Source organism: Paraburkholderia bengalensis (assembly GCF_037126505.1).
GTDB lineage: Bacteria > Pseudomonadota > Gammaproteobacteria > Burkholderiales > Burkholderiaceae > Paraburkholderia > Paraburkholderia bengalensis.
This window is the reverse complement of the sequence record NZ_JACFYJ010000014.1, coordinates 1-18,041: the sequence shown is the minus strand read 5'-3', so window position 1 is coordinate 18,041 and position 18,041 is coordinate 1. Positions and strand designations below refer to the sequence as shown.

Sequence of the window (18,041 nt, the reverse complement as noted above, 5' to 3'; positions counted from 1 at the left end):
CGGTTAGCGGATGATGCCGCGCTGCGACTGCTCGACAAATTCGACGAGCGCGCGCACCGGCTCGTCGCCGTCGCCTCCCGCCGACGCGAGCTCACGCAATTGCACCTTCGCCTCTTCGAGCGACAGGCCGTTCTTGTACAACAGACGGTACGCGGAACGCAGCGCCGAAATCGCGTCCGGCGAAAAGCCGCGCCGGCGCAGCCCTTCGACGTTGATGCCGTGCGGCTCAGCCTTGTTGCCCGCCGCGATCACGAACGGCGGAATGTCCTGCACGAGCGCCGACGCGCCGCCCAGCATCGAGTGCGCGCCGATGCGCACGAACTGATGCACGCCCGACATGCCGCCGACGATCGCGTGATCGTCGATGATCACGTGGCCTGCCATCTGCGCGTTGCTCGACAGGATCACGTTGTTGCCGATCTGGCAGTCGTGACCGATGTGCACGTACGCCATGATCCAGTTGTCGTCGCCGAGCGTGGTGACGCCCTTGTCCTGCACCGTGCCCGTGTGGATCGTCGTGAATTCGCGGATCGTGTTGCGGCTGCCGATCACGAGCTTCGTGGGCTCGTCCCTGTACTTCATGTCCTGCGGACGTCCGCCGACCGACGCGTAATGGCCAATGCGGTTGTCCTCGCCGATCGTGGTGTGGCCTTCGATCACGCTGTGCGAGCCGACCGTCGTACGCGCACCGATGGTGACGTGCGCGCCGACAATGGCGTACGGTCCGATTTCGACCGATTCGTCGAGCTGTGCGCCCGACTCGATGATCGCAGTAGGATGAATCCTGCTCATGCGCCCTCGCTTGTGTTTCCGTTACATGGCGGGATGACGCTGCGGCGTCATCCGACGCGTTGAAGCGGCCGCGATGCAAAGCATCGTGTGACCGCCCGAGGTTTCGATTGTTCTGCCACGCGCCTTGCCGGACATCGCCCTCCGCGGCTGTCCGGCCGCGGCAATCACTGGCCGTCCGTCTGGCGTACGGCGCACATCAGGTCGGCTTCGGCGGCCACCTGGCCGTCCACTTCCGCGCGCGCCTTGAACTTCCAGATGCCGCGCATATGACGCTCGAACGTGACGTTCAGGATCAGCTGGTCGCCCGGCTCCACGACGCGCTTGAAGCGCGCATTGTCGATGCCGACGAACAGGTACAGCGTGTTGTCGGGATCATGCGGCTCTTCCGCGAAGGTCAGGAGCGCGGCCGTCTGCGCCAGCGCTTCCAGAATCAGCACGCCCGGCATCACGGGGCGCTTCGGAAAGTGGCCCATGAAGTACGGTTCGTTGATCGACACATTCTTCAGCGCTTTGATGCTCTTGTGCGGCTCGAGTTCGAGTACCCGATCGACGAGCAGGATCGGATAGCGATGGGGCAGCAGCGTGAGAATCTTGTGAATGTCGAGATTGATTTTTTCGGTGCTCATGGTGTTTCTGCTCACGCAAGGGTTGCGCGATGATAACTGCGAATGCTGGGTGCACAAACCACGTTGACGTCCACGCGCCGCGCCGCCCGTTCCTGTGCCGGCTGCGCGTCAGCCGGGCGCCGCGCGCGCCGGCGTGTCGTGTCCGGTCGTGCCGCTGGTCGTGCGTGTCGTGGTGCCTGTCGTGGTGCCTATCTTGCCGAGGTCCTTACGCCTTGTCTCCGGAGGCGCTGGCCACCGCGGCTTCGAGCGCCTTGATGCGATCCCGCAGCTTGTCGAGATTGCGCATCAATGCGGCGCTCTTGTTCCAGTCGGCGTGATCCACGGCCGGGAAAGCGCTCGTGTACATGCCGGGCTTCAGAAGCGATTTCGATACGCCCGACTTCGCGGTGATGATCACATAGTCGGCCAGTGTGACGTGGCCGGCAATGCCGACCGCGCCACCGATCATGCAATGCCGGCCGATTGTCGTGCTGCCCGCAATGCCCGCACAACCGGCGATTACCGTGTAGGCGCCGATCTTGCAGTTGTGGCCGATCTGCACAAGATTGTCGATCTTCACGCATTCCTCGATGATCGTGTCGGCCATCGCGCCGCGATCGATCGTGGTGTTCGCGCCGATTTCGACATCCGGTCCGATCGACACGCCGCCCACTTGCGGAATCTTCACCCAGCTGCCTGTGCGCGCATCGCCGTCGCCGACGAAATCAGGCGCGAAACCAAAGCCGTCCGAGCCAATCACGGCGCCGGCATGGATGATCGCGCGCTCGCCGATCTTGCAGCCGTGATACACGGCGACGTTCGGATACAGATGCGAGCCGGCGTCGATCTTCGTGCCGCGCCCGACGAACACGTTCGCGTCGAGTCGCACATGCTCGCCGATCACGGCGCCCGCTTCGACGGTCACGTTCGGACCGATCACCGCACTTGCGTCGATCTGCGCGGTGGGGTCGATGGTCGCGCTCGCATGCAGGCCCGGCTTCGCCTTCGGCGCGGCCATATCGATGAAAGCCTGCGCCAGACGCGCGAAATAAGCGTAGGGATTCGGCGTGACGATGAAGTTACGGCCGTCGCGCGACGCAACCTTCTCCAGGTCCGCTGCGTTGATCAGCACTGCGCCCGCGCGCGTCGTTTCAACTTGCGCCAGATACTTCGGGTTGGCAAGAAACGCCAAATGATCGGGACCGGCCTGATCGAGCGGTGCCAGATTGCCAACGCGGTGAGCGCGATCGCCGACGATCTCACCGCCAAACCGCTGGACGATCTCCTCGAGCGTAAATGCCATGCGTGTACTGCTCCTGCTGTTCAGTTGCCCAAGTCGCGCGCCTGTGCGGCGCGCGCCGGATTCATGGGCCGGACGGCCGGCTCGCCGCCGTCCGATCCGGCCTCAGTTGCCCGACGATGCGAGCGCCTTCAGCACCTGGTCGGTGATATCGATGCGCGGACTCACATAGACCGCTTCCTGCACGATCAGATCGTAGTGCTGCTGCTCGGCAATCTGCTTGATGACCTTGTTCGCGCGATCCAGCACGGCTGCCAGTTCTTCGTTACGGCGCTGGTTCAGGTCCTCGCGAAACTCGCGCTGCTTGCGCTGGAAATCCGTGTCGAGCTGCGACAGATCGCGCTGCTTCTGCGCGCGATCGGCGGGTGACAGCGACGCACCGTTCTTGTCGAGCGAATCGGACATCGACTTCAGGCGCTGCGCCATGTCCTGCAGATCCTTGTCGCGCTTCGCGAACTCCGCCTCGAGCTTGGTCTGCGCCGCCTTCGCCGCCGCGGACTCGCGCAGGATGCGATCCGAATTCACCGCGGCGATTCGCGCTTCCTGCGCGTGCGCGACGCTCGCCGCGCCCACGCCGAGCGTCATGGCCAGCGCCATTGCACACGCCACACGTTTCGAAAACAGTCCAGTTAGCAAAGTCATCCTCTCGATGCTGTAAGGGGTTCCAGTTCCGGAGCGCGCAATCAGAACGCCGTCCCGATCTGGAACTGGAACTTCTGATACTGGTCGCCCGTGTGCTTCTGCAACGGGAAGCCGAGCGACAGCTTGAGCGGACCGATCGGAGAAATCCACGCAAGACCGACACCGTAGCCGTAGCGCAGGCCGTTCGAACCCGTGGTGGTCGTGCCGCCCTGACGTGGATCGCCCCAGACGTTACCGGCGTCGATGAACGTGAACACACGCAGCGTGCGGTCGTAGCCCGTGCCCGGCAGCGGGAACGTCAACTCGACGTTACTGACGAACATCTTGTTACCGCCGATCGGGTCGTTCGTCGTCGCGTCGCGCGGACCCAGCGAACTCGGTTCATAGCCGCGGACCGAGCCGATACCACCCGCGTAGTAGTTCTTGAAGATCGGATACGCGTTGCCAATACCGTTACCGTAGCCGCCCTGGACGTTGAAGCCAAGCACGAAGCCGCGGGCAAACGAATAATAGTACTGCGCCTGCAGGTCGGCCTTGTAATACTGGACACCGCCCAGCGGCGTGCCGTATTCGGCGTTGGCCTGCGTGAAGTAGCCGCGGCTCGGCACGAGCGCGCTGTCGCGCGCGTCGCGCGACCAGCCGACCGTCAACGGCACGTTGTTCGACACGCGGCCGAACTGGTTCACATAGTTGATGTAGGCCGTCGGCGTATTCGCGTCGACGTCGAGCGTGTTCTGCTCGAAGCCCCCGCCAAAGTACACCGTATCCACTTCCGAGAACGGAATGCCGAACTTCAGGTCGCCACCCGCCGTCACGATACGGAAGCTCGAATCGGTCGAGTAGTACAGCGGCTCGTACGTGCGGTAGTAGACGTCGGTAATGCGCTTGATGCCGTCGACCGTGAAGTACGGATCGACCTGCGTCACCGTCAACGTGCGGTACGTCTTGGCGGTGTTCACGTTCACCGACAGGCTCGTGCCCGAACCGAAGACGTTGTCCTGCGAGACGCCCGCCGACAGCACCACCTTGTCCGTCGACGAGAAGCCCGCACCCAGCGTAATCGCGCCCGTCGGCTTTTCGGCGACCTTCACGTCGACGTCCACCTGGTCGGGCGTGCCTTCGACGGGCACCGTGGTCACGTCGACATCGGTGAAGTAGCCCAGACGGTTGATACGGTCCTTTGACAGCGCGAGGCGATTCGAATCGAACCACGAGCTTTCGAGCTGGCGCATTTCACGGCGCACCACTTCGTCGCGAGTACGCGTGTTGCCGACCACGTTGATGCGGCGCACGTACACACGGCGGCTCGGATCGACCTGCAGCGTCAGGTCGACTTTGTGATGTTCCTGATCGATCTGCGGCAGCGCATTCACGGTTGCGAACGCGTAGCCGTATTCGCCGAGCTTGTCGACGATCGACTTCGTCGTGGCCTGCAGCTTTTCCGCCGAGAAACGGTCGCCCGGCTTGATCTTGATCAGCTTGTTCAGTTCGGCTTCGCGGTCGAGCAGATTGCCCGCGAGCTTGATGCTGTTGATCGTGTACGGCTCGCCTTCATGCAGCGTCACCGTCAGATACATGTCCTTCTTGTCCGGCGAGATCGACACCTGGGTCGACTCGATGTTGAACTCGAGATAGCCGCGGTTCAGGTAGTACGAGCGAACATTCTCGAGGTCGCCCGTGAGCTTTTCTTTCGAGTACAGGTCGTTCTTCGTGTACCACGAGAACCAGTTCGGCGTGGACAGCTGCATCTCGTCGCGCAGCGTGCCTGTGCTGAACGCCTTGTTGCCGATGAAGTTGATCTGGCGGATCTTCGCGCTCGGACCTTCGATCACGGCGAACAGGACCGCAACACGGTTGCGATCGATCGGCGTGATCGTAGTCGTGACCTCAGCCGCGTAGAAACCGCGCGTCAGATACTGGCGCTTCAGTTCCTGTTCGGCTTTGTCGACGAGCGCCTTGTCATAGTAGCGGCCCTGGGACAGACCGACGGCGCGCAACGCCTTGATCAGGTTGTCCTTCTCGAACTCGTGCAGGCCGGAGAAATCGATTGTGCCGATGGCGGGACGCTCCGCGACCTGCACCACGACGACGTCGCCTTCCGTGGCGATCTTCACGTCATTGAAGAAACCCGTTGCGTACAGCGCGCGGATGGCTTCAGAAGCCTTCTCGTCGGTAAACGTATCGCCTTGCTTGATGGGAAGATAGGAGAACACCGTGCCGGGCTCGACCCGTTGCAGCCCTTCGATCCGAATGTCTTTCACCACAAAAGGTGTCGTCGCGTGGGCTACCAGCCCATGCGCGGCGAATGCCGCGGCTACAACCGTCTTTGGAACAAAGCGATGAGGTTTAAACAACGTGCTTCCCCAGTGTGTATAGCTGCATCAGGTCAGGCGGGCGCCATCGTACGCCGCCAGACACTTTAAAAATGGATTAAACGAGCAAGATCGTTGAACAGCGCGATCGCCGACAAGGCGACGATACAAGCCAGTCCCGCTCTTTGTAGAACGAGCTGCCAGCGATCCGATACGGCTTTGCCGGTAACAGCTTCAACCAGATAATATAACAGATGCCCCCCGTCCAATACCGGTATTGGTAAAAGGTTGAGCACGCCGAGGCTTATGCTGACAAGGGCGAGGAACGACAGGAATGCTGACGGACCGAGCCTCGCGCTCTTGCCCGCATAGTCCGCGATGGTCACGGGACCGGACAGGTTCTTCAGCGACGCTTCGCCCGTAATCATCCGCCCGAACATCCGCACCGAGTACACCGCGAGATCCCACGTGCGATGCGCGCCAAGGCGCAGGCTTTCGACGGGACCATAGCGGACGTCGATGGACGGCACCTGGGTCGCGAGTTCGGCGCCAATGCGGCCAATCGGCTGGCCCGTCGCTTCGTCGCGCTGCGCGGCCGGCACGATGGTCAGATTCTGTAATGCGACCGGCTGGTTCTTCGCGCCGCGCTCGATTTGCAGCACGACGGGCTTGCCCGCGTGCGACTTGATGTAGTTGATGAAGGTGGTTGCATTGTCGGCCGGACGACCGTCGACCGCGCGGATGCGATCGCCAGCCAGCAAGCCCGCGTTCAATGCCGCGCTGCCCGGCTGCACGCCCGCCACCGACAGCGTGCCGCCGCCCGGCTCGAAACCCAGGCGCGACATGAAGTCGTCATCGACCTCCTTGTCGGAAAGATTCTGCAAGTCGAGCGGAAAGTCGAAAGTGCCGTGCGCGTCCTTCGCGGTCAGCACGACTCGCTTGTGATCGAATGCGGCGCCCAGCAGCTTCCAGCGCAGATCGGACCACGAACGCACAGGCTCCGATTCGCCCGCATTCGCATCCCGCACGGCCACCACCTTCTCGCCGCCGTCGAAGCCGGCGCGCGCCGCAACCGTATCGGCAGCGGGCGCCGCGACGATCGCCGCGGGCTCGGTGACGCCTGTTGCGAACACGGCCGCGAACAGCACGATGGCGAGGATGAAGTTCGCGATCGGACCAGCCGCCACGATCGCAATGCGCTTGCCGACGGATTGACGATTAAACGCGCGCGGCAAGTCGGCGGGCGCGATGGGCGCGCCCTCTTCCCGCTCGTCGAGCATCTTGACGTAGCCGCCGAGCGGCAGCGCCGCGATGGTCCACTCGGTGCCCGTCTTCTTGCTGACCCAGCGCGCGAGCGGCTTGCCGAAGCCGATCGAGAAACGCAACACCTTGACGCCGCACAGGCGCGCGATGCTGTAGTGGCCATACTCATGGACGACCACCAGGACGCCAATCGCGACTGCGAAGGCGACCACTTCGATCAGCAGATTCATAAACGCCTCACTGGACGGCGCGTTCCGTAAGGCGTGCGCCCGCCGGCAGAGCGTCGATATAGGCGTGGGCGGCGCGGCGCGCGGCGGCGTCGGCATCGACCACGTCGGCGAGGCTCGACGCCTCGCGGTTGGGCAAAGTGTTCAGCACCGCGTCGACCACCTGCGCGATCGCCATGAAGCCGATGCGACGCGAGAGGAACGCCTCGACGGCAATCTCGTTGGCCGCGTTCAGCGCGGCGCTCGCCACACCGCCTTCGGCCAGCGCTTTCATCGCCAGCGCGAGACACGGAAAGCGCGTGTAATCGGGCTTTTCGAACGACAGCTGCGCGATCTGCGCGAGATCGAGTTGCGCGACGCCCGAATCGACACGGTCCGGAAACGCCAGCGCGTGAGCGATCGGCGTGCGCATGTCGGGATTGCCCAGTTGCGCGAGCACCGATCCGTCCGCGTACGACACCAACGAGTGAATCACGCTTTGCGGATGGATCAGCACGTCGATACGATCGCCGGGCAGATTGAACAGCCAATGCGCCTCGATCACTTCGAGGCCCTTGTTCATCATCGTCGCGGAATCGACCGAGATCTTGCGGCCCATGACCCAGTTCGGATGCTTGCAGGCTTCTTCCGGCGTAACGTCGACGAGACTGGACGGCTCGCGCGTGCGGAACGGCCCGCCCGACGCGGTCAAAATGATTTTCGACACGCCGCCATGCAGCGCCGATTCGCGCGGCAGGCACTGGAAGATCGCGTTGTGCTCGCTGTCGACGGGCAGCAGGATCGCGCCGTTATCGCGCACTGCGTCCATGAAGATCGAGCCCGACATCACGAGCGCTTCCTTGTTTGCGAGCAGGATGCGCTTGCCGGCACGCGCCGCCGCGAGACTCGGCTCGAGACCCGCCGCGCCGACAATGGCCGCGACCACGGTATCGCAGCCCTCGTTCTTCGACACGTCGACGAGCGCCTGCGGGCCGTATGTCACCTCTGTCTTGCAGCCGGCGGCGCGCAGTTTCGCGGCGACGCTCGCAGCCGTGTCGGCATCGCCGACCACGGCCACTTCGGGCTGAAAGCGCAGGCACTGCTCGACGAGCTTGTCGCCGTTGCGATGTGCCGTCAGTGCATAGACCGAAAAGCGTTCAGGATGACGCGCGACGACGTCGAGCGTGCTGTCTCCGATCGAGCCCGTGGAACCGAGCAAAGTGAGTCGTTTTTGCATATCTCTATCTCTAGCCGATGGCTACGACAACAGCAGCATCGCGAGCGGCAGCACCGGCAACAAAGCGTCGATGCGGTCGAGCACGCCGCCGTGGCCCGGCAGCAGATTGCTCGAATCCTTCACGCCGGCCTGGCGCTTGAGCATCGACTCGAACAGATCGCCCACCACGCTGAACACGACCAGCAGCGTCAGCGTGGCAAACGCACGAGCGCCGCCCAGATGGTCGGGCAGCGCGGTAAACAAGGTCGGCGCGAAGGCGTGGGTGAGAACGGCCACGGCCGCGACGATCATCACGGCGAGCCACCCGCCGATGGCCCCCTCCCAGGTCTTGCCGGGGCTAATGGACGGCGCGAGCTTGTGCTTTCCGAACGCCTTACCCGCGAAGTATGCGCCGATATCGGCCAACCAGACCACCAGCAGCAGGGAGAGCACGAACGGCACGCCCGCCATCCGCGCCGCGACGAGCGCATGCCAGCAGGCGGCGAATACGACCACGCCCGCCAGCAGCAGGAACGGCCGCCAGGCGCCCTGCGCAAGCGTGGGCTTGCGCAGCAGCACGAATGGTCCGGCGAATATCCAGAAGATTGATGACGCTTCGAAAAGCGGCCGCGGCGGCCGGATGCCCGTGCCGAGCTTCGTGCTCGCGACCAGCGCGAGCGCCGCGACGATCGCGTAGATGACGGGGCCGGCGCCCGGCAGCTTCAGCAACCGCGCCCATTCCCACGCGGCAAACACGACGACGAACGCGATCAGCGCGCCGAAGCCGCCGATCGGCGCCCACAGCGTGACGGGAATGAGAATGGCCAGCAGGACGATCGCCGTGATGACACGGGTTTTTAGCATGGAAGCGAATCGGCGTTTTGCGATTGCGGTTCGAGCTGCGCGCTGGTGCGGCCGAAGCGGCGCTCACGCCCGGTGTAGGACGCGATGGCGCGGCCAAGTGCGTCGGCGTCGAAGTCCGGCCAGTAGGTGTCGGTGAAATAGAACTCGGTGTACGCGAGCTGCCACAGCAGGAAGTTGCTGATGCGCTGCTCGCCGCCCGTGCGGATGAACAGATCCGGCTCGGGTGCGTAGGCCATCGCGAGATGCCCGGCGAAGGCTTCCTCGCTGATCTCGACGGGACGCCCTGCCGCCACCGACTGCTCGGCCAGCTTGCGCGTCGCCTGCATGATGTCCCAGCGGCCGCCGTAGTTCGCGGCGATCGTCAGCGTGAGACGCGTGTTTTTCGCCGTCTTGGTTTCGGCGCGCGCGATCAGGTCCTGTATTTTCTTGTCGAACATCGACAGATCGCCAACCACGCGCAGGCGGATGCCATTTGCGTGCAGCTTGCCGATCTCGCGCTCGAGCGCGGTGACAAACAGGCGCATCAGGAACGAGACTTCGTCAGTCGGACGGCGCCAGTTTTCGGAACTGAATGCGAACAGCGTCAGATATTCGACGCCTTGCCGCGCGCACGCCTCGACGGCTGCGCGTACGGCGTCGACGCCGCGCGTATGCCCCGCGACGCGCGGCAGACGGCGTTGAGTCGCCCAACGACCATTGCCGTCCATGATGATCGCGATATGACGCGGTACGGCTGAGACGTCAGGGACGCGAACGGTTGAGCTTGTATAGGTCATGGCCGTCGGGAAAAGCTGCAAAGGAAAAACGATGATCAGTGAAAATTCGTCTGTCTGGTGTACGCCAGACCATCAAACCGTCATGATCTCGCCTTCCTTGGTCTGCACCAGCTTGTCGATTTCGGCCACGAACTTGTCCGTCAGCTTCTGGACGTCGTCGCCTGCACGGCGCTCGTCGTCTTCCGAAATTTCCTTGTCTTTCACGAGCTTTTTCAGTTGCTCGTTGGCGTCGCGGCGCAGATTGCGCACGGCCACCTTGGCCGTTTCGCCTTCGCTCTTGACGACCTTCGTCAGCTCCTTGCGGCGCTCTTCCGTGAGGGGAGGCATCGGCACGCGGATCACGTCGCCGTGCGAAGCCGGGTTCAGGCCGAGATCCGACTCGCGGATCGCCTTTTCGACCACGCCGACCATCTTCTTTTCCCACGGCTGCACGCCGATCGTGCGGGCGTCGACGAGCGTCAGGTTCGCGACCTGCGAGATCGGCACAGGCGAGCCGTAATAGTCGACCTGGATGTGATCGAGCAGGCCCGTGTGCGCACGGCCCGTGCGGATTTTCGACAGATCGTTCTTGAACGCGTCGAGCGAGCGCTGCATCTTTTGCTCAGCGCCTTTCTTGATGTCAGCCACAGACATGATTAAACCTCCGAACCTTCAAAACGATGCGGGCCCGTCAGCGCCAGAGGCTGCGCCCAAGCCCGCGTTCAAGCCCACAGACGTGAAAGAGAGTTTACACGTGGACAAGCGTGCCTTCGTCCTCGCCCAACACGATGCGCTTGAGCGCGCCCGGCTTGACGATCGAAAACACGCGGATGGGGAGCTTCTGGTCGCGGCACAGCGCGAACGCCGTCGCGTCCATCACCTGCAGATTGCGGCCGATTGCCTCATCGAAACTGATCGTCGTGTAACGCGTGGCCGACGGGTCCTTTTTCGGGTCGGCGGAATAGACGCCGTCCACCTTGGTCGCCTTCAACACGACTTCCGCGCCCACTTCCGAACCGCGCAGCGCCGCTGCCGTGTCCGTCGTAAAGAACGGGTTACCCGTGCCGGCCGCGAAAATTACGACCTTGCCTTCTTCGAGCTGACGGATCGCGCGCGGACGGATATACGGCTCGACGACCTGGTCCATGCGCAGCGCCGACTGCACGCGAGCCTCGATGCCGGCGTGACGCATCGCGTCCTGCAGCGCCAGCGCATTCATCATCGTGGCCAGCATGCCCATGTAGTCGGCTGTCGCACGGTCCATGCCCGCTGCGCCGCCCGCCACACCGCGAAAGATGTTGCCGCCGCCGATCACGACCGCCAGCTGCGTGCCGAGCCGCACCACCTCGGCCACGTCCGCCACCATTCTTTCGATCGTCGCGCGATTGATGCCAAATGCATCATCGCCCATCAGGGCTTCGCCAGAGAGTTTGAGGAGGACGCGTTTATAGGCAGTGGGCATAGAGATATCCGGATCGCGCTGAGCAGGGCAAAAAAAGCCGCCAAACAACAGGAACTAACTGTAGGGGTGAAATACGGGTTCGGGCAAGCGCCGCCAAATTGATGCGCCTCGATGACGCTCGAGGCACGCCAACCGCTTGATGTGACGCGCCTTTTCGCGCGCACAGCCCGGCGGCGCTGCCGGCCGCGGCGAAGTCCAGCCCCGCCGCGGGTGAAACGGTAATACGTAAAACTTAAACGAGGCTTATTGTTGCTTTGCAGCAGCGACTTGCGCGGCGACTTCAGCGGCAAAGTCGTCCTGGCGCTTCTCGATGCCTTCGCCGACCACGAACAGCGCGAACTTCTGCACGCTCGAACCGGCTGCCTTCAGCATCTGTTCGATCGTCTGCTTGTCGTTCTTCACGAACGGCTGGTTCAGCAGCGAGACTTCCTTCAGATACTTCTGAACCGAACCATCGACCATCTTCGCGACGATCTCGGCCGGCTTGCCCGATTCCGCAGCCTTCTGCTCAGCGATGCTGCGCTCCTTGGCGATCAGGTCGGCCGGAACGTCGTCCGACGACAGCGAGACCGGCTTCATCGCGGCGATGTGCATCGCGACGTCCTTGCCGACCTGCTCGTCCGTGCCCGTGTACTCGACCAGCACGCCGATACGCGTGCCGTGCAGGTACGCAGCCAGCTTGTTCGACGTTTCGAAACGGGCGAAACGGCGGATCGACAGGTTTTCGCCGATCTTGCCGACCAGCGCCGAGCGCACTGCGTCGACCGTCGAGCCGTCGAGTGCCAGCGCCGATAGTGCCGCCACGTCAGCCGGATTCTGTTTGACGACCAGCTCGGCAACCTTCTTCGAGAAGGCGATGAAGTCGTCGTTCTTCGAAACGAAGTCGGTTTCGCAGTTCAGTTCGACGATCGCGCCAACGCCGCCTTCGATGAACGAAGCGATCACGCCTTCAGCCGTCACACGCGACGCCGCCTTGCTCGCCTTGTTGCCGAGCTTCACGCGCAGCAGTTCTTCCGCGCGCGCCATGTCGCCGTCGGCTTCCGTCAGCGCCTTCTTGCATTCCATCATCGGCGCGTCGGTCTTCGCGCGCAGTTCTGCCACCATGCTTGCGGTAATTGCCGCCATCATTCGCTCCTTGAGTCTGTCTGTCACACGCCGCCCGCATTCGATGCCGGCGGCAGAATTTCGTTTCAGCGCAGCGCATTTATTTCCGCACTGCCGCATGAGCGTTGCTGCCGCTCATTCAGATCGTCGCGACTTAAAAAAAGGGGGCCTATAGAGAGCCCCCTTTTTTGCCGGACACAGGGTGCTTTACGCTTCCCCGTTGACCTCGACGAACTCGTCGCCGTCGCCGCCGCGAACAGCCTGCACGACTTCGTTGACCGCGTTCGCACGGCCTTCGAGGATCGCGTCAGCCACGCCTTGCGTGTACAGCGCGACAGCCTTGCTGGCGTCGTCGTTGCCCGGGATCACGTAGTCCACGCCTTCCGGCGAGTGGTTTGTGTCGACCACGGCGATGACGGGCACGCCCAGCTTGTTTGCTTCCGTCACGGCAATCTTGTGATAGCCGACGTCGACGACGAAAATTGCGTCAGGAATGCCGCCCATGTCCTTCACGCCGCCAATCGACTTTTGCAGCTTGGCGATTTCGCGTTCGAACAGCAGCGCTTCCTTCTTGCTCATCTTTTCGAGCTCGCCCGCCTCGACTGCCGCTTCCATGTCCTTCAGGCGCTTGATCGAAACCTTCAGCGTCTTGAAGTTGGTCAGCATGCCGCCGAGCCAGCGTGCGTTGACGTACGGCATGCCCGCGCGCTGCGCCGCTTCAGCGATCGTGTCGCGCGATTGACGCTTCGTGCCAACGAACAGGATCGTGCCGCGGTTCGCTGCCAGTTGACGCACGTACTTCAGCGCGTCGTTGTACATCGGCAGCGTCTTTTCGAGGTTGATGATGTGAATCTTGTTGCGATGGCCGAAGATGAAGGGGGCCATCTTGGGGTTCCAGAAGCGCGTCTGGTGACCAAAGTGGACACCGGCTTCCAGCATCTGACGCATGGTAACTGCCATAAAAATCTCCGCTAGGGTTGGGTCTTAAGCCGGCTGCCGTATCCGCCGCGCCGTTTTCCCTCTCTGGAAAACCTGACGCCGCGGACACCCTGGGTGCGCCGGCTTGCGAATCTCGCGAACTGCGCCGCCGGAAGCTTGACGCCCCGACCCCGCTCCTTCGTTCACGAGGAAAGCCTGCCGCCAGCCAGATGACCAACACGCATTTAAACGAGTTGAACTTTCAAACTGGCGATTGACTTAGCCAATGAGTATAGCACGCGAGCATTGCAGGACTCAACCTGCGCGGTAGCCCCGCCGCCCGGCCCGGGTTGCACCGTGCTGCCGCCAACGGCACGACGCGCGCGCGCCGGAGCGGCAGCGGACGCCCGCCCATGGCATCGCCCGATGCCCAGCCGGTCTGCAAAACGCTGCGACAGCAGGAATAAGGTGCGATAATTACACGATAACCCGCTTTTCAGGCCCGACTCATGGCTATTACGCTCAAAAACGAAGACGATATCGCGCAGATGCGCATCGCCGGACGGCTCGCGAGCGAGGTGCTCGACTACATCACGCCGTTCGTCAAGCCCGGCGTCACGACGGGCGAACTCGACCGCCTGTGCCACGAATACATGACGAACGTGCAAGGCACGATTCCCGCGCCGCTCAATTACCAGCCGCCCGGCTATCCGCCGTTTCCGAAGGCCGTTTGCACGTCCGTGAACGACGTGATCTGCCACGGCATTCCCGGCGACAAGGCGCTGAAGAACGGCGACGCGCTCAATATCGACGTCACGGTCATCAAGAACGGCTATTACGGCGACACGAGCCGCATGTTCATCGTCGGCGAAGGGTCGATCATGGCGAAGCGCCTCGTCCAGACCACGTATGAATGCATGTGGCTCGGCATCGAGCAGGTGCGCCCGGGCGCGCATCTCGGCGACATCGGCTACGCGATCCAGAAGCATGCGGAAGGACTCGGCTACAGCGTCGTGCGCGAATACTGCGGCCACGGCATCGGCCAGGTGTTCCACGACGACCCGCAGGTGCTGCACTACGGCCGCCCCGGCACGGGCATCGAACTGCAGGCGGGCATGATCTTCACGATCGAGCCGATGATCAACGCCGGTCGCCGCGACATCCGCACGATGCCAGACCAGTGGACCGTCAAGACGAAGGATCGCAGCCTGTCGGCGCAATGGGAGCACACCATTCTCGTCACGCCCACGGGTTACGAGGTGCTCACCGTCTCCGCCGGCACGCCCGCCCGCCCGCACATCGTGGCCGCTGCCACGGCCTGACCATTCTCGTCGCCCGCCGCCTATGAGTAGCGTTCCCGCTGTCGCCCTTTCCGATGCCACGTCACTCAAGGCGGACTACAAGGTGGCCAAAAACCCGCTGCTGGACCGTTTTAAGAGCGCGACCAACGTCGACACGCTGATGCGTTCGCTCGCGCGCATCACCGACGACGCGCTGCGCGGCGCGTGGGCCGCGTGCGACCTTCCCGCATCGCTGGCGCTGCTGGCCGTGGGCGGATTCGGGCGCGGCGAGCTCGCGCCCCATTCGGACATCGATATCCTGGTGCTGCTGCCGGACGAGCCCGTGCCGCATCTCGAGTCCCGCATCGAGCGGTTTATTGGACTTGCATGGGATCTCGGGCTGGAACTCGGCAGCAGTGTGCGCACGGTGTCCCAGTGCATCGAAGAGGCCGCGAACGACGTGACCGTGCAAACCTCACTGCTGGAAGCGCGGCGCATCGTTGGCAGCACGACGCTGTTTGAGAGTTTTTCGCTGCGCTACCGTGACGCGCTCGATCCGCGCGCGTTTTTCCAGGCGAAAGTCCTGGAAATGCGACAGCGTCATGCGAAATTTCAGGACACACCCTACGCGCTCGAGCCGAACATCAAGGAAAGTCCGGGTGGCTTGCGAGATCTCCAGCTGATTCTGTGGGTCACGCAAGCGGCAGGTTTTGGCAGCAGCTGGCGCGAACTGGACCAGCGCGGCCTGATCACCGACCGCGAAGCACGCGAGCTGCGCCGTAACGAAGGCTTCCTGAAGACGCTGCGCGCCCGCCTGCACGTGCTGGCGGGACGTCGCCAGGACATTCTGGTGTTCGACCTGCAAAATCCGCTCGCCGAGAGTTTCGGTTTCAAGGCAACGACGACGCGGCGTGCCAGCGAGCAGTTGATGCGCCGCTACTATTGGGCCGCCAAAGCGGTCACTCAGCTGTCGACGATTCTGATCCAGAACATCGAGGCCCAGCTTTTTCCTACCACGAGCGGCATTACGCGCGTCTTGTCCGATCGCTTCGTCGAGAAACAGGGCATGCTGGAAATCGCCAGCGACGACGTATTCGAGCGCGAACCGAACGCGATTCTCGAAGCGTTCCTGCTGTATGAGGAAACGCCGGGCGTCAAGGGTCTGTCGGCGCGGACGCTGCGCGCGCTGTACAACGCCCGCGACAAGATGGATCAGCACTGGCGCCGTGACCCGGAAAACCGGCGCCTGTTCCTGGAAATCCTGAAGCAGCCGCAGGGCGTCACGCATGCAATGCGTCTGATGAACCAAACGAGCGTACTGGGGCGTTATCTGCTGAACTTCCGCCGTATCGTCGGACAGATGCAGCATGATCTGTATCACGTCTATACGGTCGATCAGCACATTCTGATGGTGCTTCGGAACATGCGGCGGTTCGCGGTTGCCGAGCATGCGCATGAATATCCGTTCTGCAGCCAGCTGATCGCCAACTTCGAGCGACCCTACGTCCTGTACGTCGCGGCACTGTTCCACGACATCGCGAAGGGCCGCGGCGGCGACCACTCGACGCTCGGCATGGCCGACGCGCGCCGCTTCTGCCGCGATCACGGCATCGGCGCGGAAGACACGGCGCTGATCGTGTGGCTGGTCCAGCATCACCTGACGATGAGCCAGGTCGCGCAGAAACAGGACACGAGCGATCCTGAAGTGATTAAACGCTTCGCGGATCTCGTCGCCAACGAGCGAAGGCTCACCGCGCTCTACCTGCTGACGGTGGCCGATATCCGCGGCACCAGCCCGAAAGTATGGAACACGTGGAAGGGCAAGCTGCTCGAAGACCTCTACCGCGCCACGCTCGCCGTGCTCGGCGGCGCCCGCCCCGATGCGCACTCGGAGCTCAAGCAACGCCAGGAAGAAGCGCTCGCGCTGCTGCGGCTCGAAACCGTGCCCGAGAACGCGCACCGCGCGCTGTGGGACAAGCTCGACGTCGGCTATTTTCTGCGCCACGACGCCGCCGATATCGCATGGCAAACGCGCGTGCTGCATCGCCACGTCGAGACGCCGACGCCGATCGTCCGCGCGCGGCCGTCGCCTATCGGCGAGGCGCTGCAGGTGCTGGTCTACGTGAAGGACCGCCCTGACCTGTTCGCAGGCATTTGCGCGTATTTCGACCGCAACGCGCTGTCCGTGCTGGACGCGCGCGTGAGCACGACCCGGCACGGTTACGCGCTCGACAACTTCCTCGTCGCGCATACGGAGCAGGACGTCCACTATCGCGACATTGCCAATCTCGTCGAGCAGGAGCTGACGGAGCGCCTGACGGCGCAGGGCACGCTGCTGCCGGAGCCGTCCAAGGGTCGTCTGTCGCGCCTGTCGCGCACGTTCCCGGTGACGCCGCGCGTCGACCTGCGGGCCGACGAGCGCGGCCAGTATTACATCCTGTCCGTGTCGGCCAACGACCGGCCGGGCCTTCTTTATTCGATCGCGCGCGTGCTGGCCGAGCACCGGGTCGGCGTCCACGCGGCGCGGATCAATACGCTCGGCGAACGCGTCGAGGACGTGTTCCTACTCGACGGACACGGCCTCTCGGACAACCGACGACAAATCCAGGTCGAAACCGAGCTGCTGCGCGCGATCGCAGTGTGAGATTTCATGCGAGTCAAACTGACAGCCAAGCATCCGCGGCCGGCTTCGTCCGAACGCGCCCTGTGCGTTCGGGCAGCAGCACCGCCCGCAAGCCGGCCCGGCCGGCCGCCAAAGCCGCTCCTTCGCTGGCGCCCCGCGGCGGGGCAGGATCTTCAGACGCTTCGTCCGCCCCCGCGCGCCGTGGCGCTTCCGCGTCCGGCGAGGCGACCAAACGTCCTGTCGGACGGCCGGCGGGCGCGCCCTCGGAACGTCGCGCACCGTCTACAGGCGCTGCGCGTAGCGGCGATCGCCCGGCGCGCGCCGCAGGCTCGCGCGAGCGTGGCGATTCGTCGTTTGAACGCCGCGCGACGGGTGATCGTCCTGCGCGCCCGGCAGGCACAGGTTCGCGCGAGCGCGGCAATTCGCCTTCGTTCGAGCGGTCTTCGTCGGAGCGCCGTGCGCCAGGCGAGCGTCCCGTCCGGAAAGATCGTGCGGACGTGGCGGGCGGATTCCGCCGGGACGCGGGAGCGCAAAGCGAACGACGCAGCTTCTCCGATCGCCCGGCGCGCTCGGGTGCTTCGACGGGCGCTGGCGAACGCCCTTCACGCTTCGCGCGCGACGACCCTGCGGCAGTGCATCGGTTTCTCAAGTGCTTGAGCCGGATTCAGTACTTATAGCGCCTTCGAAGCAACGCATTGA

General features: G+C 63.6%; 15 protein-coding genes. 2 read left to right on the top strand and 13 right to left on the bottom strand.

The genetic code is table 11. The annotated features are described in order from the left end of the window. Positions 1 to 3 precede the first annotated feature (3 nt). The 13 genes from lpxA to rpsB all read right to left on the bottom strand — a co-directional run bounded on the left by lpxA (position 4) and on the right by rpsB (position 13,481). A complete protein-coding gene (gene lpxA / locus H3V53_RS11330) occupies positions 4 to 792 on the bottom strand; it encodes an acyl-ACP--UDP-N-acetylglucosamine O-acyltransferase (protein ID WP_054926380.1) in 789 nt (262 codons plus the stop codon). A 164-nt stretch (positions 793 to 956) separates the two neighbouring features. Beyond that, complete coding sequence (gene fabZ / locus H3V53_RS11325; protein WP_054926381.1) at positions 957 to 1,418, bottom strand: 3-hydroxyacyl-ACP dehydratase FabZ; 462 nt, start codon at positions 1,416 to 1,418, stop codon at positions 957 to 959. Between the two features lie 205 nt (positions 1,419 to 1,623). Beyond that, on the bottom strand, positions 1,624 to 2,700 hold the full coding sequence (gene lpxD / locus H3V53_RS11320; RefSeq protein ID WP_336597975.1) for a UDP-3-O-(3-hydroxymyristoyl)glucosamine N-acyltransferase: 1,077 nt from the start codon (positions 2,698 to 2,700) through the stop codon (positions 1,624 to 1,626). A gap of 102 nt (positions 2,701 to 2,802) precedes the next feature. Continuing rightward, the gene (locus tag H3V53_RS11315) at positions 2,803 to 3,333 is read right to left on the bottom strand and encodes an OmpH/Skp family outer membrane protein (protein ID WP_336598049.1); all 531 of its coding nucleotides are present in this window, start codon (positions 3,331 to 3,333) and stop codon (positions 2,803 to 2,805) included. A gap of 47 nt (positions 3,334 to 3,380) precedes the next feature. Next, positions 3,381 to 5,693 (bottom strand): outer membrane protein assembly factor BamA, encoded by a 2,313-nt coding sequence (gene bamA / locus H3V53_RS11310; protein ID WP_054926384.1) that lies wholly within the window; start codon positions 5,691 to 5,693, stop codon positions 3,381 to 3,383. Between the two features lie 65 nt (positions 5,694 to 5,758). Beyond that, positions 5,759 to 7,144, bottom strand: a complete 1,386-nt coding sequence (gene rseP / locus H3V53_RS11305) for an RIP metalloprotease RseP (protein WP_336597974.1) — start codon at positions 7,142 to 7,144, stop codon at positions 5,759 to 5,761. A gap of 7 nt (positions 7,145 to 7,151) precedes the next feature. Further along, positions 7,152 to 8,357 carry a 1-deoxy-D-xylulose-5-phosphate reductoisomerase gene (locus H3V53_RS11300; protein ID WP_336597973.1) on the bottom strand — a complete coding sequence of 402 codons (1,206 nt, stop codon included), beginning with the start codon at positions 8,355 to 8,357 and terminating at the stop codon, positions 7,152 to 7,154. Between the two features lie 21 nt (positions 8,358 to 8,378). Beyond that, positions 8,379 to 9,200 (bottom strand): phosphatidate cytidylyltransferase, encoded by an 822-nt coding sequence (locus H3V53_RS11295; protein ID WP_336597972.1) that lies wholly within the window; start codon positions 9,198 to 9,200, stop codon positions 8,379 to 8,381. Continuing rightward, on the bottom strand, positions 9,194 to 9,976 hold the full coding sequence (gene uppS / locus H3V53_RS11290) for a polyprenyl diphosphate synthase (protein ID WP_054926388.1): 783 nt from the start codon (positions 9,974 to 9,976) through the stop codon (positions 9,194 to 9,196). Before uppS ends, H3V53_RS11295 begins: the two co-directional genes overlap by 7 nt. A gap of 72 nt (positions 9,977 to 10,048) precedes the next feature. After that, positions 10,049 to 10,609: a ribosome recycling factor gene (gene frr / locus H3V53_RS11285; protein WP_336597971.1), complete on the bottom strand. Its 561-nt coding sequence runs from the start codon at positions 10,607 to 10,609 to the stop codon at positions 10,049 to 10,051. 94 nt (positions 10,610 to 10,703) lie between these two features. Next, entirely contained in the window at positions 10,704 to 11,417 is a 714-nt protein-coding gene (gene pyrH, locus H3V53_RS11280; protein ID WP_054926390.1) for a UMP kinase, read from the bottom strand. A 243-nt stretch (positions 11,418 to 11,660) separates the two neighbouring features. Continuing rightward, entirely contained in the window at positions 11,661 to 12,542 is an 882-nt protein-coding gene (gene tsf, locus H3V53_RS11275) for a translation elongation factor Ts (protein ID WP_336597970.1), read from the bottom strand. 186 nt (positions 12,543 to 12,728) lie between these two features. After that, positions 12,729 to 13,481 carry a 30S ribosomal protein S2 gene (gene rpsB / locus H3V53_RS11270; protein WP_012400734.1) on the bottom strand — a complete coding sequence of 251 codons (753 nt, stop codon included), beginning with the start codon at positions 13,479 to 13,481 and terminating at the stop codon, positions 12,729 to 12,731. Between the two features lie 467 nt (positions 13,482 to 13,948). Between rpsB and map the strand changes: the two genes are divergently transcribed. After that, positions 13,949 to 14,761 carry a type I methionyl aminopeptidase gene (gene map / locus H3V53_RS11265; RefSeq protein ID WP_054926392.1) on the top strand — a complete coding sequence of 271 codons (813 nt, stop codon included), beginning with the start codon at positions 13,949 to 13,951 and terminating at the stop codon, positions 14,759 to 14,761. A 22-nt stretch (positions 14,762 to 14,783) separates the two neighbouring features. Next, positions 14,784 to 17,363, top strand: coding sequence for a [protein-PII] uridylyltransferase (locus H3V53_RS11260; RefSeq protein WP_336597969.1), 2,580 nt, complete (start codon positions 14,784 to 14,786; stop codon positions 17,361 to 17,363). Positions 17,364 to 18,041 lie beyond the last annotated feature (678 nt).

Excerpts from the sequence above, each read along its gene's own strand:
- lpxA (WP_054926380.1), bottom strand. The coding sequence starts at position 792 with ATGAGCAGGATTCATCCTACTGCGATCATCGAGTCGGGCGCACAGCTC.
- fabZ (WP_054926381.1), bottom strand. The coding sequence starts at position 1,418 with ATGAGCACCGAAAAAATCAATCTCGACATTCACAAGATTCTCACGCTG.
- lpxD (WP_336597975.1), bottom strand. The coding sequence starts at position 2,700 with ATGGCATTTACGCTCGAGGAGATCGTCCAGCGGTTTGGCGGTGAGATC.
- rseP (WP_336597974.1), bottom strand. The coding sequence starts at position 7,144 with ATGAATCTGCTGATCGAAGTGGTCGCCTTCGCAGTCGCGATTGGCGTC.
- H3V53_RS11300 (WP_336597973.1), bottom strand. The coding sequence starts at position 8,357 with ATGCAAAAACGACTCACTTTGCTCGGTTCCACGGGCTCGATCGGAGAC.
- H3V53_RS11295 (WP_336597972.1), bottom strand. The coding sequence starts at position 9,200 with ATGCTAAAAACCCGTGTCATCACGGCGATCGTCCTGCTGGCCATTCTC.
- uppS (WP_054926388.1), bottom strand. The coding sequence starts at position 9,976 with ATGACCTATACAAGCTCAACCGTTCGCGTCCCTGACGTCTCAGCCGTA.
- frr (WP_336597971.1), bottom strand. The coding sequence starts at position 10,609 with ATGTCTGTGGCTGACATCAAGAAAGGCGCTGAGCAAAAGATGCAGCGC.
- pyrH (WP_054926390.1), bottom strand. The coding sequence starts at position 11,417 with ATGCCCACTGCCTATAAACGCGTCCTCCTCAAACTCTCTGGCGAAGCC.
- tsf (WP_336597970.1), bottom strand. The coding sequence starts at position 12,542 with ATGGCGGCAATTACCGCAAGCATGGTGGCAGAACTGCGCGCGAAGACC.
- rpsB (WP_012400734.1), bottom strand. The coding sequence starts at position 13,481 with ATGGCAGTTACCATGCGTCAGATGCTGGAAGCCGGTGTCCACTTTGGT.
- map (WP_054926392.1), top strand. The coding sequence starts at position 13,949 with ATGGCTATTACGCTCAAAAACGAAGACGATATCGCGCAGATGCGCATC.
- H3V53_RS11260 (WP_336597969.1), top strand. The coding sequence starts at position 14,784 with ATGAGTAGCGTTCCCGCTGTCGCCCTTTCCGATGCCACGTCACTCAAG.